At 37.3% G+C, this 18827-nt stretch carries 22 protein-coding genes; 14 read left to right on the forward strand and 8 right to left on the reverse strand.

The window, feature by feature from the left end; genetic code table 11:
* Positions 1 to 123: 123 nt before the first annotated feature.
* Positions 124 to 753 (forward strand): NTP transferase domain-containing protein, encoded by a 630-nt coding sequence (locus tag FJR37_RS20845; RefSeq protein ID WP_039204592.1) that lies wholly within the window; start codon positions 124 to 126, stop codon positions 751 to 753.
* Here FJR37_RS20845 and FJR37_RS20850 read toward each other — a convergent pair.
* Together FJR37_RS20850 and FJR37_RS20855 are read right to left on the reverse strand one after the other, a co-directional pair.
* Positions 724 to 1215 (reverse strand): GNAT family N-acetyltransferase, encoded by a 492-nt coding sequence (locus tag FJR37_RS20850; protein WP_039204590.1) that lies wholly within the window; start codon positions 1213 to 1215, stop codon positions 724 to 726. The two genes, FJR37_RS20845 and FJR37_RS20850, sit on opposite strands and share 30 nt — an antisense overlap.
* 81 nt (positions 1216 to 1296) lie before the next feature.
* Positions 1297 to 2016, reverse strand: coding sequence for a class I SAM-dependent methyltransferase (locus FJR37_RS20855; RefSeq protein WP_039204588.1), 720 nt, complete (start codon positions 2014 to 2016; stop codon positions 1297 to 1299).
* Positions 2017 to 2211: 195 nt separating this feature from the next.
* Between FJR37_RS20855 and FJR37_RS20860 the strand changes: the two genes are divergently transcribed.
* From FJR37_RS20860 to FJR37_RS20870, 3 genes are read left to right on the forward strand one after another with little or no spacing between them, the layout of a single operon-like run.
* On the forward strand, positions 2212 to 3801 hold the full coding sequence (locus FJR37_RS20860; protein WP_217355354.1) for an AAA family ATPase: 1590 nt from the start codon (positions 2212 to 2214) through the stop codon (positions 3799 to 3801).
* Between the two features lies 1 nt (position 3802).
* Positions 3803 to 5758: a WD40 repeat domain-containing protein gene (locus FJR37_RS20865; protein ID WP_168467020.1), complete on the forward strand. Its 1956-nt coding sequence runs from the start codon at positions 3803 to 3805 to the stop codon at positions 5756 to 5758.
* A gap of 6 nt (positions 5759 to 5764) precedes the next feature.
* Positions 5765 to 6799, forward strand: a complete 1035-nt coding sequence (locus tag FJR37_RS20870; protein WP_371416153.1) for an AAA family ATPase — start codon at positions 5765 to 5767, stop codon at positions 6797 to 6799.
* A 125-nt stretch (positions 6800 to 6924) separates the two neighbouring features.
* On the opposite strand, the gene FJR37_RS20875 is transcribed toward FJR37_RS20870, so the two are convergent.
* The 4 genes from FJR37_RS20875 to cobU form a co-directional block, all read right to left on the reverse strand.
* Positions 6925 to 8568 carry an ABC transporter ATP-binding protein gene (locus FJR37_RS20875; RefSeq protein WP_039204360.1) on the reverse strand — a complete coding sequence of 548 codons (1644 nt, stop codon included), beginning with the start codon at positions 8566 to 8568 and terminating at the stop codon, positions 6925 to 6927.
* A gap of 514 nt (positions 8569 to 9082) precedes the next feature.
* A complete protein-coding gene (locus FJR37_RS20880; protein ID WP_039204361.1) occupies positions 9083 to 9751 on the reverse strand; it encodes an ABC transporter ATP-binding protein in 669 nt (222 codons plus the stop codon).
* 14 nt (positions 9752 to 9765) lie between these two features.
* Positions 9766 to 10038, reverse strand: a complete 273-nt coding sequence (locus FJR37_RS20885) for a hypothetical protein (protein ID WP_039204363.1) — start codon at positions 10036 to 10038, stop codon at positions 9766 to 9768.
* Positions 10039 to 10259: 221 nt separating this feature from the next.
* Positions 10260 to 10805: a bifunctional adenosylcobinamide kinase/adenosylcobinamide-phosphate guanylyltransferase gene (gene cobU, locus FJR37_RS20890; protein ID WP_168467021.1), complete on the reverse strand. Its 546-nt coding sequence runs from the start codon at positions 10803 to 10805 to the stop codon at positions 10260 to 10262.
* Positions 10806 to 10929: 124 nt separating this feature from the next.
* Here cobU and FJR37_RS20895 point away from each other — a divergent pair, with 124 nt between their 5' ends.
* The 3 genes from FJR37_RS20895 (at position 10930) to FJR37_RS20905 (ending at position 12439) form a co-directional block, all read left to right on the forward strand.
* Positions 10930 to 11730, forward strand: coding sequence for a hypothetical protein (locus FJR37_RS20895; protein WP_168467022.1), 801 nt, complete (start codon positions 10930 to 10932; stop codon positions 11728 to 11730).
* A gap of 112 nt (positions 11731 to 11842) precedes the next feature.
* Positions 11843 to 12049, forward strand: coding sequence for a hypothetical protein (locus tag FJR37_RS20900; protein ID WP_168467023.1), 207 nt, complete (start codon positions 11843 to 11845; stop codon positions 12047 to 12049).
* Between the two features lie 144 nt (positions 12050 to 12193).
* Positions 12194 to 12439, forward strand: coding sequence for an AbrB/MazE/SpoVT family DNA-binding domain-containing protein (locus FJR37_RS20905; protein WP_039200202.1), 246 nt, complete (start codon positions 12194 to 12196; stop codon positions 12437 to 12439).
* 99 nt (positions 12440 to 12538) lie between these two features.
* Here the strand turns inward: FJR37_RS20905 and FJR37_RS20910 are convergent, their stop codons facing one another.
* Positions 12539 to 13021: a DUF29 domain-containing protein gene (locus tag FJR37_RS20910; RefSeq protein ID WP_039200203.1), complete on the reverse strand. Its 483-nt coding sequence runs from the start codon at positions 13019 to 13021 to the stop codon at positions 12539 to 12541.
* 188 nt (positions 13022 to 13209) lie between these two features.
* Entirely contained in the window at positions 13210 to 14283 is a 1074-nt protein-coding gene (gene fba / locus FJR37_RS20915; protein WP_053540777.1) for a class II fructose-bisphosphate aldolase, read from the reverse strand.
* Positions 14284 to 14891: 608 nt separating this feature from the next.
* On the opposite strand from fba, the gene FJR37_RS20920 reads away from it, so the two are divergent.
* The 7 genes from FJR37_RS20920 to FJR37_RS20950 form a co-directional block, all read left to right on the forward strand.
* Positions 14892 to 15065, forward strand: a complete 174-nt coding sequence (locus tag FJR37_RS20920) for a copy number control protein (protein ID WP_152608816.1) — start codon at positions 14892 to 14894, stop codon at positions 15063 to 15065.
* Positions 15066 to 15081: 16 nt separating this feature from the next.
* Positions 15082 to 15276: a hypothetical protein gene (locus FJR37_RS20925; protein WP_015080550.1), complete on the forward strand. Its 195-nt coding sequence runs from the start codon at positions 15082 to 15084 to the stop codon at positions 15274 to 15276.
* Positions 15254 to 15553 (forward strand): hypothetical protein, encoded by a 300-nt coding sequence (locus FJR37_RS20930; protein ID WP_039200204.1) that lies wholly within the window; start codon positions 15254 to 15256, stop codon positions 15551 to 15553. The genes FJR37_RS20925 and FJR37_RS20930 overlap by 23 nt, the downstream gene beginning before the upstream one ends.
* Before the next feature lie 172 nt (positions 15554 to 15725).
* Positions 15726 to 16130, forward strand: coding sequence for a hypothetical protein (locus FJR37_RS20935; protein ID WP_235334589.1), 405 nt, complete (start codon positions 15726 to 15728; stop codon positions 16128 to 16130).
* 243 nt (positions 16131 to 16373) lie between these two features.
* The gene (locus FJR37_RS20940) at positions 16374 to 17453 is read left to right on the forward strand and encodes an effector-associated domain EAD1-containing protein (protein WP_039200206.1); all 1080 of its coding nucleotides are present in this window, start codon (positions 16374 to 16376) and stop codon (positions 17451 to 17453) included.
* 25 nt (positions 17454 to 17478) lie between these two features.
* Positions 17479 to 17901 carry a hypothetical protein gene (locus FJR37_RS20945; protein ID WP_039200207.1) on the forward strand — a complete coding sequence of 141 codons (423 nt, stop codon included), beginning with the start codon at positions 17479 to 17481 and terminating at the stop codon, positions 17899 to 17901.
* Between the two features lie 6 nt (positions 17902 to 17907).
* Positions 17908 to 18827 (forward strand): effector-associated domain EAD1-containing protein (locus FJR37_RS20950; protein ID WP_168467024.1); only part of this gene is annotated, 920 nt, incomplete at its 3' end.

The following is an 18827-nucleotide window of genomic DNA, read 5'->3' on the forward strand; positions in this document are numbered from 1 at the left end:
AATAGCATTATCTATAATTACAGAAATTCAAGCTATACTTAAAAGTCGTAATGGGGGTTTTTTAAAAGATCGCAATGAACCAATTTACTCTCGAAATCAGATGCAAGAAATTAAAATTGAACAATGACTAAATCAAATATTGCTATAATTATTTTAGCCGCAGGGGCATCAACTCGCATGGGTAGACCGAAACAACTCTTACCCTATCAAGGAAGTAGCTTACTAAGGCATACAATTGAAAATGCAGTTGCTTCGGTGTGCAAACCTATAGTAGTAGTATTGGGAGCAAATGCAGAAAATATCCGTTCTCAAATTAGCGAATCTGATATTAAAATAGTTGAAAATCCAGATTGGCATTTAGGAATGAGTTCTTCAATTCGTCGAGGAATTTCATCAATTATCACTGATTATAAAAATATAAATGCAGTAGTTATTACTGTTTGTGACCAGCCATTTCTTTCGGCTGACATTATCAATAATTTAGTCTCAAAATACTATAATACAAAGAAACCTATTATTGCTTGTGAATATGCAAATACATTAGGTGTACCCGTTTTATTTAATCAGAGTTTTTTTTCAGAATTAGCAAATTTAAGTGAAGATATAGGCGCAAAGAAATTAATTAGAAACCACTATCACGAAGTTTTTAGTATTCCCTTTCCTTTGGGGGCAATTGATATTGATACACCTAATGATTATCAACAAATTGAGCATAATTCATGCCTACATCACCCGCAAACCCAAAATCATTAAATCCCGTTCCACTCCGTCTAAATCAGCAATTTTCGGTAAATTTCCCCAAGCTTGAAAACCAAACCAAGCAAATAACTTTAAACTGGGTTGATTGTGCGCGAAAATAAAACTCACTAAAGTCTTTAAACCTAAGTTAGGACTTTCCTGAATGGCTTTTTCTAAAAGTTGTTTTCCTAAACCACGTCCTTGAAAATCTGGGGAAATATAAATACTAATTTCCGCTGTGGCATAGTAAGCTGGTCTACCGTAGAATGATTGAAAACTTAACCATCCAGCAATTACACCCTCCGTTTCCATTACCCACAGGGGAAACTTAGAGGGGACTCGTCCTTGAAACCAAGCCAAACGACTTTCCACAGACACAGGTTCTAAATCAGCAGTGGCCATGCGGCTAGGAACAGCAGCGTTGTAAATGGCGACAATGGCGGGTAAATCAGATTCTAGGGCATGGCGGATCATCATTGCGGCTATTTGGGCAAAATTCTTGATAAAATCTTTCCAAATAATACAGCGTTAAGAGGCCATTTATTCGATAATTTTATCTTAAAACCGGACTTTGTACAACTCGAATAATTCTCCTAATTGTCTTTTGACGATTTTAGCACCCCCAGCTTTAATGGTTTTTTCCCACTCTGCGACGGGTTCGAGAAACACCTCCGCACCCAAATAGGTTTCTAGTACAGCCCAATCTTCTGCTAAAGGCTGTTCTGAATTAAGAATATCAAATACAAAATGTCCCCCTGGTTTTAATACTCGTTTGACTTCCACTAAAACGGCTTGCCAATATTCTAGAGGAAAATAACAACTAAAGCCTGTGGCAATTATTAAATCAAATTGATCTTCGGGATAATTTAAATGGTGGGATGGTCCCAATTCCACACCTTTGAATAATTTTGAATTTAATTGTGAACCACGAGAGTTAAGACCATCTCTTGCTATATTACTAATTTCTTGCCCATAAAAGAATGCTTGCCAATCTCTCCAGGGATAGATTAAAAAGCTGACACCGCAACCAATATCTAAACAATGTTCGTTTTTTTGAGGTTGAGCAATTTCCCAAAATGGTGAAACTATTCTCTCACTTAATCTGCCATTAATCCATTCTTTATATATTGGCATTTCTTGAACTTCATCAGGGACTACAAATTTCTGATTTTGATATTGACGATTAAAGCGATATGCTACTTGTCCTATTCTCTCTTGCCATTTATCTGCGGAATAGGTTTTATTTTTATAAGAATTGGAAGGGGGATTTTTAGACATTTATTACTTTGGCTATTTGTAAAAATATTTACCCTGATATCATTCAGGGATTTGGTGTCTCAAATTTGCTGTGCATCTTGACATAATTTATGGCAACCAGCAATAATAATGCTGAGAGGGTGTCTAAAAAGACAATGATGAATACTTTGAAAACAGCCTCTAAGTATAACAGCGAATTCTCGGCGGTCATAACTTATGATAATAGAATTTAGCGCGGTTGTCTCCCAGATTATTGAATACGCGCCCCAAGCTCGTCAACTGATTATTACACAAGCTCAGAAAAATGAGACCGTTATCAAAGTCCTGCAAAAATTAAACCTAAATCCTACACAAATCCCGGATGAGGTTGATATAGTCTACGCTTATACTCTTGTAGAGTATGGCGTTTACAAGCATGAAGCTATCTTGAAGCTGTTACAACAAAAAACAGTTAAGGATGATTTTTGGCGCGCTTACAGTAATAATTCTCCCTTTGAATTTGTAACTAGTATTCGCAATTTCCTGAGTGAAAATATTGATTTAAACAAAAGTATAATCCAAGCAAATACCAATATATTATGGGAGTTAGAGCGGTTTGGTCAAATTTTTGTTTCTGTGGCTAAACGCACAAAATCTGATAAGTATTTACCCTATCCAGTCTGGGAATTAGATGTTTACCCTAAAGAGTTTAAAGCCACAATTGACCAAAAAACTCAGTTATTTTGCGGTCGTGAGTTTGTATTTGAGAGAGTTCGAGAATTTTTCAGGAACAAGGATAGAGGTTATTTTACCATAGTTGGAGATCCTGGTATGGGAAAAAGTGCCATTGCAGCCAAATTGATTAAAGACTATTGTTTTCCTTGCTATTTTAATATTTTTGCGGAAGGACGGAGGACACCAGAACAGTTTTTAGCCAGTATTCGTGAACAATTGATTCGTCGTTATTCATTACAAAATGCAGATAACGATAATTTGAGCGCTTTAATTCAAAAAGTTAGTGAGAAATTAACTCAAAACAACGACCCATTAATTATTGTTATTGATGCTTTAGATGAGGTAGAACAAGAGGGACGTGATAATCTATTAAGTCTACCACAAAATCTGCCAAAAGGAGTCTATTTTTTATTAACTAGAAGACCCTATAATCTGCAAACAAAACGTTTAAGTTTATCTCCAAATACTCCTACAGATGAGTTGGATTTGAGAGATGATCAATATACTCAGTTGAGTAATGATGATGTCAAGAAATATATTCCTTTATTCATAGCAGAAGATAAGGAATATGGAGAAAATCTGAGACAATGGATTCAATCTCGCAATATTAGTCAAGTTCACTTTGTGGATACAGTAGCAGCTAAAAGTGAAAATAATTTCATGTATTTGCAATATATTTTACCAGGAATTGCTAAAGGTAAATATAGGGATTTGCAACTAGAAGGACTACCAGAAGGACTTCAGGGTTATTATCAACTCCATTGGTTAAACATGGGAATGGAAGAAGAAGCTAATCAAATAAAAGTCAAGGTATTGTATGTCTTGGTAGATATAGGTATTGTTTCTCCAAAGTTGATTGCGGAAATTCTTGACCAAGAGGAGTATGAAGTACGAGCAGTATTAAAAGATTGGGTGGAATATTTAACCGAAAAAGAAAGTTTAGAAGATGGTAAAAAATACTATCAATATAGTATTTATCACCGCAGCTTTTTGGATTTTTTAAAAGACAAAGATGAGTTACATCCTGGTCGGGAAATCCTTAAAGAAGTTCAAAAAAGCATAGCTGATTATCTATTAAGGAAGATGGCATAATATGGGTAAAATTGCCGCAATATTAAAATCGCAAGATTCAGAATTTCGTAGGATATATTTAGAAACATTTCCTGGCAGGATTTTAAAACAAAAAAAAGCAGATGAATACTATAATACTCTCATGGATTTTGATTTTATTTCTCTCAAGATTCAACATCCTGATTTGAGCATAGAATCTTTAATTATGGACTATGCTTTAATTGATGATCCAAACAATAGCAGTAGACTTAAACCAGAAGAAATCAAAAATCTGGAATTAGTCAGACGTGCGCTTCTGCTATCAAGCCATATTTTAAAACAGGACACAAACCAATTAGCAGCGCAACTATGGGGAACATTACAGTGCTTCCCTCAGCAACCAATTCAGAATCTCTTAAAAAGTGCATCTGAGAGTTGTAATCTTTGGTTGCGTCCGATTACGGCCAGTCTCAGAAATGGTAATTTATTGGCTAATTTCACAGGTCATGAAAAGTGGGTAAATTCAGTATCTATCACTGAAGATGGTAAAAAGGCAGTTTCTGGTGCTTCAGATAACATTTTGAAACTCTGGGATTTACAATCTGGTGAGATAATTTATAATTGGGAAAATGACGACTGGATAACAGCCGTAGCAATTACCCCAGACGGGAAAACAGTCATTTCTGGTTCTCGTAATAAAACTTTAAAATTGTGGAATGCAGAAACGGGTAAACCTGTGTTATCCTTAGAAGGTCATGATTCCTGGGTAACAGCCGTAGCAATCACTTCAGACGGAAAAATGGCCATTTCTGGTTCAGATGATCATACCCTCAAGTTCTGGCATTTAGATTTAGATAACAAAAAAGCTACTTGCATTCACACTTTGAAAGGCCACAAAGATGCAGTTAGAGCCGTAGCAATTACTCCCAATGGAAAAATAGCTATTTCTGGTTCTCGTGATAATAACTTAAAATTGTGGAACTTGCAGAATGGTGAAGAAATTCGTACTCTAGAAGGTCACACAAGCTGGGTAAGAGCCGTAGCAATTACCTCTAATGGAAAAAAGGCCATTTCCGGTTCACTAGATCATACCATAAAATTATGGAACTTACAAACAGGTGAAGTAATTCGCACCCTCACAGGTCACAAAGGCTCTGTAGGGGCTATATCCATGACCCCAGATGGGAAAATTGCTATTTCTGGTTCAGATGATCATACCCTGAAGTTGTGGGATTTAGATACAGGTAAAGAAATTCGTACCCTCACAGGTCATAGTGACAAAGTTAGAGGGGTTGCTATCACTCCAGACAGGGAAAGAGCCATTTCCGCATCCGATGATTATACTCTAAAGCTTTGGGATTTGGACATCAGTAAAGAATCTTCATCTAGAGGTCACAATAATTCTATAAGAGTAGTAAGTCTGACTCCAGATAGCAAAAAAGCCGTTTCCGCTGCGGATGATTGTACTCTAAAGCTTTGGGATTTACAAACAAATCAGGTAATTTTTAGCTTTGAAGGTCATACTCGTCCTATCAAAGCATTAGTGATCAGTCCTGACGGAAAAACAGTCATTTCCGGCTCAGATGATCATACTCTCAAACTGTGGGATTTGCAAACAGGTAAGGAAATCTATACTTTTGAAGGTCATGAAGACTGGGTAACGACCTTAGCAATTAGTCCAGACGGGAAAAAAGCCATTTCCGCTTCCCGGGACAAAACCCTCAAACTGTGGGATTTGCAAACAGGTAAGGAAATCTATACTTTTGAAGGTCATGAAGACTGGGTAACGACCTTAGCAATTAGTCCAGACGGGAAAAAAGCCATTTCCGCTTCCCGAGACAAAACTCTCAAACTGTGGAATTTAGATCAAGGTCAGGAAATCAATACTTTTATTGTTGATAGTCCTATTAGTTCTTGTACATTTTCTCCGGACGGGTTTACTATTATAGCAAAGGAGGAATCAGGACGGGTGCATTTTTTCCGATTGGAAGTAACTTAAAATCAGGTGAAAATTATCACAGATATTCCTAGATATATCCCGGAATTTAGACAAATAATTACCGAAAAAAATCGTGATTTTGTCGGTCGTGAATTTGTCTTCACTGCTATTGACAACTTTCTCCATAAGTGTCACCGAGGCTATTTTACCATAATCGGTGAACCTGGTATTGGCAAAAGTTCTATCCTTGCTCATTATGTTAGCCAAAATCCAGGAGTCCTTTATTACAATGTGGAACTAGCTGGTAAAAGTCATCCTGCTGAATTTTTGACTAATATTTGTACTCAATTACGAGAAATTGCTCAATATCAAGGTATTAAAAGTTTTCCATCTAATTTTCCTGATGCTACTACGGAAAATAGTAGTTTTTTGTCTTCTTTATTACAACAAGTCAGCGATAAACTAAATTTAGAACAACGATTGATCATTGTTATAGATGCCTGTGATAAAATTAACATGAATCAGCAAACAAGAGGTGCAAATATATTTTATTTACCTCGTTATCTTCCTGAAAAGGTTTATTTTATTCTCAGTCGTCGTCCATTTGTAAAAGATAAATCAGGTTTATTAATTGAAACACCTTGGGAATCTTTAGATTTGTCAAATTACCCGGAACAAAATCGTCTTGATATTCAAAAATATTGGCAAAATTATTTGAATACTCACAATATTGATCATCAATTATTAACACAAATTACTGAGGAAGAAAGTAATTTTATGTATGTTAAGGAAATTTTGACTGCTGTTAATCATCAAGTTGATAGTGATCATTTACAAACTTATTATCAACAGCATTTAGATAAAATGAATTTAATGACTAATAAACAACAGAAAATGGCTGCTTTGGTATTAACTATGTTGATAGAAACAGCATCAATATCTGTGGAAACAATAGCAGCAAGATTAGATGTAGATGAATATGATGTTAAGGTAATTTTAGATAAATGGCGAGAATTTCTGCATTTAGAATCAACAACCACAGGAATCAATTATAGTCTTTATCATCGCAGTTTTCGTAATTGGTTAACACAGATAAATTAAAATTTTCAAGGGTGTTGGAAAAGTTGTAAAGGTTACAGGATAACCTCTCTTTAAACCTCTTCTTGTCAAATAGATAAATATATGCGATTTGACAAATAGTGGGTATGAAATTAGCTTCATAAGTGTTAAGCTTTTGCTAATAAAGGTGCAGCAGCTAGGAGGGTTTGGGTATAAGGGTGTTGAGGATGGGCAAAAATTTGTTTAGTCTCTCCTATTTCCACTATTTTACCACTATTCATAACCGCAATGCGATCGCACAAAAATCTTGCTAACCACAAATCATGGGTAATAAACAAATAGGTTAAATCAAATTCTGCTTTGAGTTGTAACATCAAATCAAGAACTTGTGTTTGCACGCTGGCATCTAACATACTCACTGGTTCATCACATATTATCAGTTTGGGACGAGTAATTAAAGCTCTGGCTATGGCTACCCGTTGTTGTTGTCCCCCAGACAAATCGGCGGGATAACGTTGATAATATAATTCTGCGGGGGTTAATCCCACTTTTTCTAACATCCATAAAACCTGTTCTTTCGCTTTTTCAGAATTAGCTAAATTGTGAATTAATAAAGGATCTGCTATACTTTGTCCTACCGTCATAGCTGGATTTAAACAAGCATGAGGATCTTGAAAGATCATTTGGATTTGTCTACGGGAAGAACGGATTTCTTGACGGGATAACCTGGTTAATTCCTGTCCTAAAAATTCGACTTTTCCCGATGTGGGACTAATCAATTGTAAGATGGTTCTCGAAAGTGTACTTTTTCCACAACCAGACTCTCCCACTAAGCCTAAAATCTCCCCAGCATACAATTCTAAATTAATTCCATCTACGGCTTTAATTGTTTGTCCTTCTTCTTTAAATATCCGTTCAATAAAATTCGGTTCTATGGTGTAATGCTGTTTAAGTTCTGTAATTTTTAAAATGGGATTTACCTTTTCTGTTCCCTGTTCCCTGTTCCCTGTTCCCTCTTCCTTTTGAATATGTAAAGCTGCTTTTAATAAAGATTGAGTATATTCATGTTGAGGATGAGCAAATACAGTTGCCGTTTTCCCCATTTCCACCATTTTACCCTGATACATAACTCCAATGCGATCGCAATATTCCCCCACCATTGCTAAATCATGGGAAATCAATAATAATCCCATGTTTTCTTCCCCACACAATCGCGTTAGTTCTTGGAGAATTTGAGCAGAAACAGTCACATCTAAACTTGTCGTTGGTTCATCCGCCACAATTAATTTAGGACTCAACAGCAAAGCCAAAGCAATAGCTACCCGTTGACGCATTCCCCCACTAAACTCATGGGGATATTGACTCCAACGACTAGCGGGAATTTTCACCTTTTCCAAAGTCGCTAAAGCCTTTTCTTTCGCTTGCTGTTTGGATAACTCCGGTGCATGAGCTTGTAAAGTTTCAATACAATGATTGCCAATTGTCATCAACGGGTCAAGGCGAGTCATGGGATCTTGAAAAATCAAAGCCACTGCTTCACCACGAAACTTTTGCATTTGCGCTGGTGTCAAATCCAATACAGATTGCCCCTGGAATTTAACTAATCCTTCCGTGCGACTGGAATTAGGCAATAAACGCATTATTGCTCGTCCAATCGTAGATTTTCCACAACCGGACTCTCCCACCAATCCCATTTTTTCCCCAGGCTGAAGAATAAAAGATACATCGTCAACCGCCCAGCTTTCCACCTCTTCACCACGTCGAGGATAAGCTACACGGAGATTTTCAACACTAAATAAAGCTTCATTCATAATTAATTAATTAAATAAATAGTCGGACAAAATTAAATTCACTCGTTGAGAGAGGGAACAGGGAACAGGGAACAGGGAACAGGGAACAGGGAACAGAAAAATCAATTGTGTATACTCAACACGGCTTAATAATTTGATTCTGTGGGTAGGGGTAAAGCAAAAGCTGATATGTGTCAACTTAAGCTCAAATCCCTACCACATCTCGTTCCTAGTCTCTGACTAGGAATGCAGTTAATGAGGCTCTGCCTCTAATATTATTGAAGGCAGAGCCTTCTAGAATTCATTCCCAGTCAGAGACTGGGAATGAGGTAACTTGAGTTCTTTGCGGGATAGAGATTTTACGTTAAGTTGACACCAATGAGCAGTGCTAAACTCCCACAAATCTAGGTTTTTCGTAATTTTGTAAAAGTCCATGTCTCAACCGTGTTTAGTATAATTAATTTCGTCCCATTACTTATTCCTTCTTCATCCTGAACTCCTGACTGGGCGCAGGCCCTGCGCCCCTACCTCCTGACTATTGATGTACTTGAATTAATCGCTGTTTGAGACGTTCCGCTTCACCGGAATCAACTAAACAACCCTTTTCCAATAAAAAAGCACCATCACAGTAATTTAACTCTTCTAAGCGATGAGTTACCCATAATGCCGTAATGCCACGACTCTTAACGAGATTACGGACACTAGCCACTAAATCGAGTTGACTATCTGGATCTAGTAAAGCAGTAGGTTCATCTAATAATAAAACATCACAATGACGAGCGATCGCTCCAGCAATAGCTACCCGTTGTTTTTGTCCACCAGAAAGCGCGTAAATAGGTCGTCGCTGTAAAGACAATAAATTTACCGCCCCCAAAGCTTCCTCAACCCTAGCCTTCACCATTGCAGGTTGTAACTTTTCTGCCACCAACCCAAAAGCCACATCAGCACCAACCGTTGGCATTACCAATTGATGATCAGGATTTTGGAACACAAAACCAACAGCAGGTGAGATATTAACTTCCCCAGATTGAGGAGCTAATAAACCCGCTATTAATCTCAGAAGCGTAGATTTACCACTGCCATTTGTCCCCAGAAGCATCCAAAACTCACCTTTAGGTACTTGAAGAGAGCAAGATTTGATCACTTGCTCCCCATTAGGCCAAAAGAAGTTTAAATCATTAACTTCAATGCCTACTGCTGTCATGTTTATACCTTGTGTTATTCAGCAGTAAAAGCAGCAAAGCCAGGTGGTTTACCACTGCTAGTAGCCGCACTATCTTTTTGGATAATCTGGACTCCCGAAATTTCACTAGCACGGACAGCAATTTTTTTCTCTGTTTTGCCTTCGCACTTGAGTTCCACAATATCAGGATTTCCAGAACGCATTGCCGCCAAAATTAGCTGGTAAACAGCCTCGGCATCTTCAGTAGACTTACGTTGTACTGATATGGGGAAAGCAGTATTTCTGATGCTTAAGTCAATGGTAAACATTTAGAATTAATGAATTTTCACTTTAAGACCTATTCTAGCGTCAGTTGTCAGTTGTCAGTTGTCATTGGTCATTGGTCATTGGTCATTGGTCATTGGTCATTGGTCATTGGGAAGAAATATTCCCCCTACTTCCCCTACTTCCCCTACTTCCCCTACTCCCTCTACTCCCCCTACTCCCCCCACTCCCCCTACTCCCCCCACTCCCCAACTCCCCCAACTCCCTATTTAGCTGCTGGTAATGGTACACCTAATAAACTCAAATTCAAGGCATGACCACCCGTCACCAAATAAACAGGTTCACAGATTGTCCCTAATTGTCTCACTAAAGCGCCCAGGCGATCGCGGAATTTGCGCCCTAGAGGATAAGCTGGAACTACACCCCAACCTGTTTCTTCCCCCACAAATATGACATCAGCAGCCACTAACGGCAGAATTGCCAGAAACTCCCTCACAGTATTTTCCCAAACTAAATCCTCCTCCTCCAGAAAATTAGCCACCCAAGTTCCTAAAGAATCCACCAACAGGCAAGTATGCGGCTGAGATTGAGCCAAAGCAGCAGTTAGTTCCCCAGGGACAGCAAGAGTTATCCAATCTTGAGGACGGCGTTGTTGATGTTTTTGAATGCGTTCTTGCCATTCTAGATCATCAGGATTTTGTGTAGCTGTGGCAATGTAGACAACATTTTTTTCCGACTTTATCGCCAAATCTTCCGCCCATTCACTTTTACCAGAGCGGGCTGCACCTGTCACCAAAATTATTTTCCCCATTATTTGATAATATAATGTTTCATCAGGAAGAATACACGAGTTAAATCAAGTATCCCCAAAATCAACACCCTTCTGTACTCCTGAATTCTTTCTTGCCAAAGACCATAAATTTTAGGATATGCTTATGAAACCAGGGCTAAAACGGATAGAGGCTACGCTGCATGATTTAAAAACTCGCAATGATGATGTCACCACAGAACCAGGTGAAGAAAGCAAACGTTCCTTTTCCTTTCGCATTAGTATCCGTCCCCAGGAATCTCCAGAAAATTCCCAAAATCCAACCCAAACCCATCATAGTAACTTAGACGCAGATTCAGTTATTCATGAAACTCCAGAGGCAAATTTATTTCCTCAGCATAGTTCCGTCTCAGCCTTTCCAGCCCAAGAAAATGGAGAAAAAACGCCAACTCTCCCGAAATTTAAAACTCCATCCTTCAGCAATCATCGTCACGGCGCTAACCCAGCACTGGCCATGAATATGCTCCAAGAAATTCAAGACAAAGTAGCTGATTGGCAACTAGAACTACAAAAAATAATACAGCAAATTCAGGATATTTATTTAGAAGGGCCAATTATTAACGGTTGGTTGGAATCTAATGTCCAAGAACCAGAAACAGTGGGAACAGCCGCATTACGCCATGCAGAAATAGAGCGTCTCATGAACTATGTCGAAGAAATCTGTGCTAGTAGTGAAAAAGAATCTCATAAACCACTACACACTGACTACCGATTATGTGGAGTAGATACAGCCGGTCAAGTGTGGTCTCGTCCCTGTCCAGTTGAACAAGTTCCTAGTGTTAGTATAGCGATCGCACGTCACCAAAGATTAAGGCAACTCTTAGGACGCAAACAAGACCTAGAAAATCGCTTGAGTCAATTAGCGGAAACCTTGGTGATGTTACATAGTCATATTCAACAAAATTAAAACAATTACTTGCAGATTGAAATATTTTCTCACTGAATCCAAAATACAGTAGCTATAGAGCAAAAATCATGCTACTGTAGAACTACATGATGAAACTTTAGCAATCAAAACTATGCAACTTAAACGCTGGGAATCCCCACGTCGAGAAGGCAGAAACGATAAAGGCCGAGGTGGTGCTGCGAGAAAACGGCAACTAAAAAAACAAAGACAGATGCTCAGACAGAAACTCAAAGAAAATCAAAGGTCAAATGATCATCACAACAATAAACAGGGGGAAAGTTCAACTTCCCCCTATTTTTTGGCCTTTTTTCCCCAATAGCCCGATTAGGTATATTGCTTTAGAAGCGGATGTACTACCTATTCCCGAAGAAAACAATGATTAAGTTTTTTGGAAAAAGTTAAATTTTTAACCTTTTTGAGTATATTTTCAAGTAAGGAACTCAAGTAAGGAGTTAAAGTAATAATGGCTAACGCAACAATTACTACAAAAGGGCAAGTAACTATACCTAAAGAAATTAGGGATTATCTAAATTTAGATACAGGGAGTAAAGTTGATTTTGTCATTGATGAAAATGGCATAGTTAAACTTATTCCTCTCAATATACCTATTCAAAAATTATCTGGAATTTTGCACAGAAAAGGCATGAAAGCTACAACTTTGGAAGAAATGGAACAAATAATTAGTGAGGCTGCAAGTGATTGGACTTGATACAAATATTATAGAAGATATATGAAAATACACAATGAACATAAACTAAATTTGGGTTTAGCTCACGACAATTTAGACTAATTGAACGAAAAATAAAAATTAAATTTCCTCCTGACTAAGCAGCATGATTATAAAATCAGAATTAATGACATCTAAAGGCAGAAAAGGGGAGTCAACAGGAAACATCTGAATAGATAATTTAGTTTCCGTACTAGCAGCGCGAACAGCTTTTAAATAACAATCAGAAAATAGTTCTAAATAATAAGGTTTGAGACTAGGACTATCCTCCAATAAAGATTCAATTTGATAAAACTGTTCCCAAATTGTACTTACCCAACTAGAAGAACGTTTTTCAGGTTGAAATTGATATTTAAGCAAGTGCATCAGTAAAACTATGAGTCGGTTTTTTAATTCACGCCGTTTTTCTTTCCCCATATCCTCTATTTCTGCAATCAAATGCTCAAAATCAACTTGTTCTAGTTGGCGATTACGTAATAACTTAGCTGTAGTTTCTATCCACAAATAATAATCCTGATCATAAAGATAACTACTCAAGAATGTAGATTGTAAATTGGTAGTCATAACAGATAGCCTTATTTATGCCATTATTTTACTATATCATATTAATCACAAAGATGTTATTCTCAAGTGAATTTGTAAATAATTACAATTAATATAAAAAACCGGGAAACAGTAACGTCTCCCAGTTTATTTCTGTAAAGGTATAGCCTAGCTATACCCTAATTTATTGCTGAAAAAGATTGAGAAAATTAAACTTTAGCAGCCGCTCTCATTACCAATTCACCCTTAGCATACTTAGCAGCAAAATCTTCTAAAGAAACTTGCTTAATCTTGCTTGCGTTACCAGCAGTACCAAACTGTTGATAACGGTCAGCACAAACCTTTTGCATATATTTAATAGAAGGCTTGAGGAAGTGACGAGGATCAAATTCCTTGGGATTAGAAGCCAAAGCTTCACGGACAGCCGCAGTAATAGCCAAACGGTTATCGGTGTCAATATTTACCTTACGAACACCACTCTTAATACCTTTTTGGATTTCTTCCACAGGTACACCGTAGGTTTCAGGAATAGCGCCACCATATTGGTTAATAATTGCCAACAAATCTTCAGGTACAGAAGAAGAACCGTGCATTACCAAATGGGTGTTAGGTAAACGGCGGTGAATTTCTTCAATGCGGCTAATAGCCAAAATTTCACCAGTAGGCTTACGGGTAAACTTGTAAGCACCATGACTTGTACCGATAGCCACAGCCAAAGCATCAACTTGAGTTGCTTCTACAAAGCTAACAGCTTCATCGGGGTCTGTTAACAATTGAGAATGGTCAAGAGTACCTTCAAAACCGTGACCATCTTCAGCTTCACCCGCGCCGGTTTCTAAAGAACCCAAACAACCCAATTCACCCTCAACACTGACACCCAAAGAGTGAGCAACGTTGACAACTTCACTGGTAACTCTCACGTTATATTCAAAGCTGGCAGGGGTTTTAGCGTCAGCTTCCAAAGAACCATCCATCATGACGCTGGTGAAGTTGTTCTTGATAGCTGAATAGCAGGTAGAAGGAGCATTACCATGATCTTGGTGCATGACAATGGGAATCTCAGGATAGGTTTCTACCGCAGCCAAAATCAGGTGACGGAGGAAGTTTTCTCCGGCATAGTTACGAGCGCCGCGAGAAGCTTGTAAGATTACGGGGCTATCTGTTTCCACCGCAGCCTTCATGATTGCTTGAATCTGCTCTAAGTTGTTGACGTTAAAAGCGGGGATACCATAACCGTGTTCAGCAGCGTGATCCAAAAGCAACCGCATTGGTACGAGAGCCATATATATTCCTCCTAATTTGGGTATTTAGCTAGTCAGTTTAATAAAAGCGTAATCTTTATTTTAATGTAATTTTTACGCTAATCTTAATGTTTTTTTCAACTTACAGAAAATTATATCTAGTAGTGGGTGCTTTTGTTGAGAAAATTTATAGGCTGATATTCTCCAGCTATGTAATCTTTTTGTAAAGCTAGAAACTAAGTGTTAGCCTGTGCATTTACCGGGCGATCGCAATTTGCAGTTCAAACGTATACAACAAACCAGTCATTTAAAGTTTCTTGTCAATGCGTAACTCCTAGTCTTAATTAATCAGTAATAAATCGTTAATTGGCTTTATATTTAACATAGCCACTATAGCCAGTTTTGACTACAGTGGATATATAGACAATTCTTATATTTTATTGGCTAAATGGTAATAAAATGCTATGTAGCCACTAATGCTATTTTGGAAATTAGTGGCTATAGTGGCTATATAGGAAAATACTTAGAGACTTCCAAATAAAAAAATACTCAACAACCTAATGCAAAAATCTCTCAAACCCTTATTCCTCTGTGTCCTCTGCGCCTCTGTGGTTCGTTAATCAGGATAATTTATTTCTTGGAAGTCCCTTATGGATAAAAACAAGGAGAAAGTCAATAAAACAGATATGGTACAAGTCCGCGTTAGCTTACCAGAAGATTACCGTAGGCTGTTTAAGGCATATTGCACCGAACAAAATACGGATATGAGTAAGCGTATAACTGAGTTAGTTGAAACTGAATTAAAAAGAGCAGGGAAAATTTAGCGATCGCCAACCTTAAATGACTAGACCAGGATATACAGAAGCTTTTCTCAGAGGGAGAAAGGCGTTAAGACGGGGTAAATGTCCTAGTGAGCAAGACATTGAGCATATTTACCAGCAAGGTTGGGAAACTCACTTGGGGGAAACTGAGAAGGGGTTACTAGAAAAATGTCGAAAGGAGTATGACAGCGATGACAGTAGCAACCAGCATTGAAACTGTACAACAATGGCTAAACCAGACTGATGGATTAAGACTTGTACAGGCAACCAGTAATGAAGGTAAACTTATTACCTCAAATGAAATCTTGGCACTAGCAGAACGCTGTGAATGGGTAGAAACTGACGATATTTCTGATACACCCTATGCCAAAGACGGCTATTTATACCCTATTAGTTTAGAACTTGGTTGGGGTAATCCAGATGATGCCTACACAACTTCCAATAACGCCAAAGTCTTATTTTTCAACGCTTATTATCAAAAAGCTAGTTAGATTCTAGTTATGGGGATCACCTATTGATTGATCCCCAACATGGTATGTATCCCACTCTGAACCTCTGCTGATATTTGAAAAGCTGCAAAATGCTTTACCTACTGGTATCAAAATTGAGTTGGAAATTCTTGCTAAAGCGATGTTTGTTCCCTCTAGAGGAGCTAAGAATTATATGATCTGGCATGAAGATGGTAAAATTACTACCAAGGGTTCATGGCGGAAAAGAGACCGTTCTCGTCTGGAAAAGGAGTTTCCTTTGAACTACTTGACACAATATCTTCTGTCAAAAGCTAAGGCAGAACAATATTACCAGGAATTAACCAAGGTTATTCGTTCTGGTGATTTTCCTGTGGAACAGTTACAGGTTACTCGGAAAATCAAGAAGGGTGAAAAGGCTCTTTTGGTTCTGGGTAATACTGGGGATGTTGTGACGTTTTATCAAGGAATTACGGGGTTGACTAATTCTGAAGCCTATTCCAGTGGGTATTATTTGGAGTTGATTGCTAAAAAACGAGATGAGTTACTTTCGGTTGTTGAGCCTCAAGGCGATGTGGGAAAGCAGTTGAGTTTGTTTTGAGTAGGGGATTATACTAATGATGAAGGCGATCGTCTATGGTAATGGAGTGGGCGATCGCGTACAGTATGACTGTGCTAATTGAAATACAGGATATTTGGTGCAGCTTTTGGTAATTTAGCTAGATAAGTAGTTTGTACAAAAGATTACATAAATATATTTTATTTGTGGTTATATTGCATTGTTTATATGAATCTGGTAACATCTTGTATATTTAAGTAATTTAAACTGTTAAAAACCAACAAGATGAATTTATCTCCACAAGAAAAAGAGAAATTTTGGACAGCCTTACTAAGTGCTTATCGAGATTATGACGCTCTCAAAATGATGGTAGCATTCAAGCTAGGAGAGAACTTAGAAGAATTTGCTGGCAGGGGTAAATTACAAACTGTAGTTTTCAATCTCATCGATTCAGCAGAAAACAGAGGCAAATTAGAGTATCTAATTTTAGGAGCTTATGAAGGAAATCCGAATAATCGAGACTTGAGAAAGTTTTATGAAACAGTATTCAGAAAGTTTAAACAAAGAGCAATTTTAGATTCTAATACTGTTCAACCTAGAGATTTTGGTCCCGATATTGATTGGCATGAAACAACAGATGAAATTGAGTTAGAAAAATTTTTTAAGAAACAACCAGATTGGTATGATGTTGGCTTTTTACAGAGAATTCTTGAACAGGCTAAATCAGTATGTCGAGTTGAATTACCTAATTTATCAAATAATCAAATCATTACAGCAACCGGAGTTTTTCTTGATACTAGATACATCTTGACTAATTATCATGTAATCAACCACAATGCTAATGATAAATTAGAAACAAATGCCAAAAATGTCAAGATTAGTTTTGGTTGCTTTAGTTTAAAAGATGGGCAAGAAACTGCGCCAAGATCGTTTCGGTTGAATTCCCAAAAACCTATTATTGCTTCTAGCCCAGTAGAAGTATTAGATTATGTTTTACTGCAAATTGAAGATGATTTTCCTCAAAATTTTGATTCAGAAGATACAATAATAAAACCTGCTCCTTGTTCTCATATAGCTCTTTCTGAAAGCGATGGAATCAATATTTTACAACACCCTAATGGAGAATCAATGAAGCTTTCTATTACTTGTGATGGTATTACTGGAATTTATCCTAACAGTGGACTAGTTCAGTATATCAATAAAACATCTGTAGGTTCTAGTGGTTCACCATGTTTTAATGAAAACGGGGAACTAGTGGCATTACACCATGCTCAACGTTGTAAATCGTTTGGTACAATCCGTGAGGGGATTTTATGGAGTGCCATTTATAAAGATTTAGCTCGAAAATCTATTTGTATCAAATAAACTTTATTAATTAGTAATTAAAAATATGAGTCGTCGTATTGTTGAAACCGAATTACAAGCATCAGGACAATCATCAAATGTAGATGGTTATCTAGACAAAATAATGAAATATATTCCCTCGGAAATAGTGGGAATATGGATTACCATAAAAACAGTAATAGAGGGAAATAATGATATTCCTCAAAGCGGAATTTTATGGGGAATATTTATATTTTGTTTGTTTTTAACTTTTGCTTATATTCGGTTATTACCATCAGATTCAAAACAAAAGCCAACTATCAAACAAACTATTATTTCCGTAGGAGCTTTTATAGTTTGGGCTATAGCTATTGGTGGTGAACCGTTCAAATCTCTTCCTGGTTATTATCCTGTTTATGGCTCGATTCTGATGATACTCTACACAGCTATTCTTCCTATTATTCCTTTAGAGCAACGTAAATTGAGTTAAAAAATAATGAAGTTAGAATTATCTCCAGAAGAAAGAGAAAACTTTTGTCTAGCACTACGGGATGCTTATCGAGATTACGACGATCTCAAAATGATGGTAGCATTCAAGCTAGGGCAAAACCTAGATTTGATTGTTGACAAGAAAAGGTTAGATATTGTTGTTTTCGAGATTATCCAATTTTTAGAACCTAGAGAAGAATTGGATCGTTTAATTGTAGGAGCTTATGAAATAAATCCTAAGAATTCAAAACTTAAACATATTACTTTTCAGCTATTAAGCAAAATAATTAATTGCCCGAAAACTGATTTAGACAATTTTGAAGAAGCATTTAAACAAAGAATTGTTAATATAGTAAAAGAACTTGGTATTGTTAAAATTAACACTGTAGCTAAACCTGAATCCCAGAATCAGCAACTGAACAACCAGGCAGAAAACACTGAGTTAGATTTGATTTATAGTCTCATTAACCATTCGTATACACTCTCTAGTCAAGGAAATTATTTAGAGGCACTTATAACAGCTTTACAAGCAACTTTGCAATTTGAAAAAGTGAAAGGGGCAAAGGTTGATATTGGGATACAGGTTGTAGTTGCGCTATGGCAAGCAGTTTATGGAGTACAAGAGTACAACAGGTTAGAAGGACATAAAAATACAGTAACAAGCGTAGTTTTCAGTCCTGATGGCAACACAATTGCCTCTGCTAGTTGTGATAAGACCATTAAGTTGTGGAATCTCGATGGCAACTGCATTGCTACTCTGAACCAACATAGCGATGCAGTGACAAGCGTAGTTTTCAGTCCTAATGGCAACACAATTGCTTCTGCTAGTCGTGATAAGACCATTAAATTGTGGTATCTTAATGGCAACTGTTATGGGAATCTCACTGGGCATGGCAATACAGTTACAAGCGTAGTTTTTAGCCCTGA

It is taken from the genome of Aphanizomenon sp. UHCC 0183 (assembly GCF_009712065.1).
Lineage (GTDB): Bacteria > Cyanobacteriota > Cyanobacteriia > Cyanobacteriales > Nostocaceae > Dolichospermum > Dolichospermum heterosporum.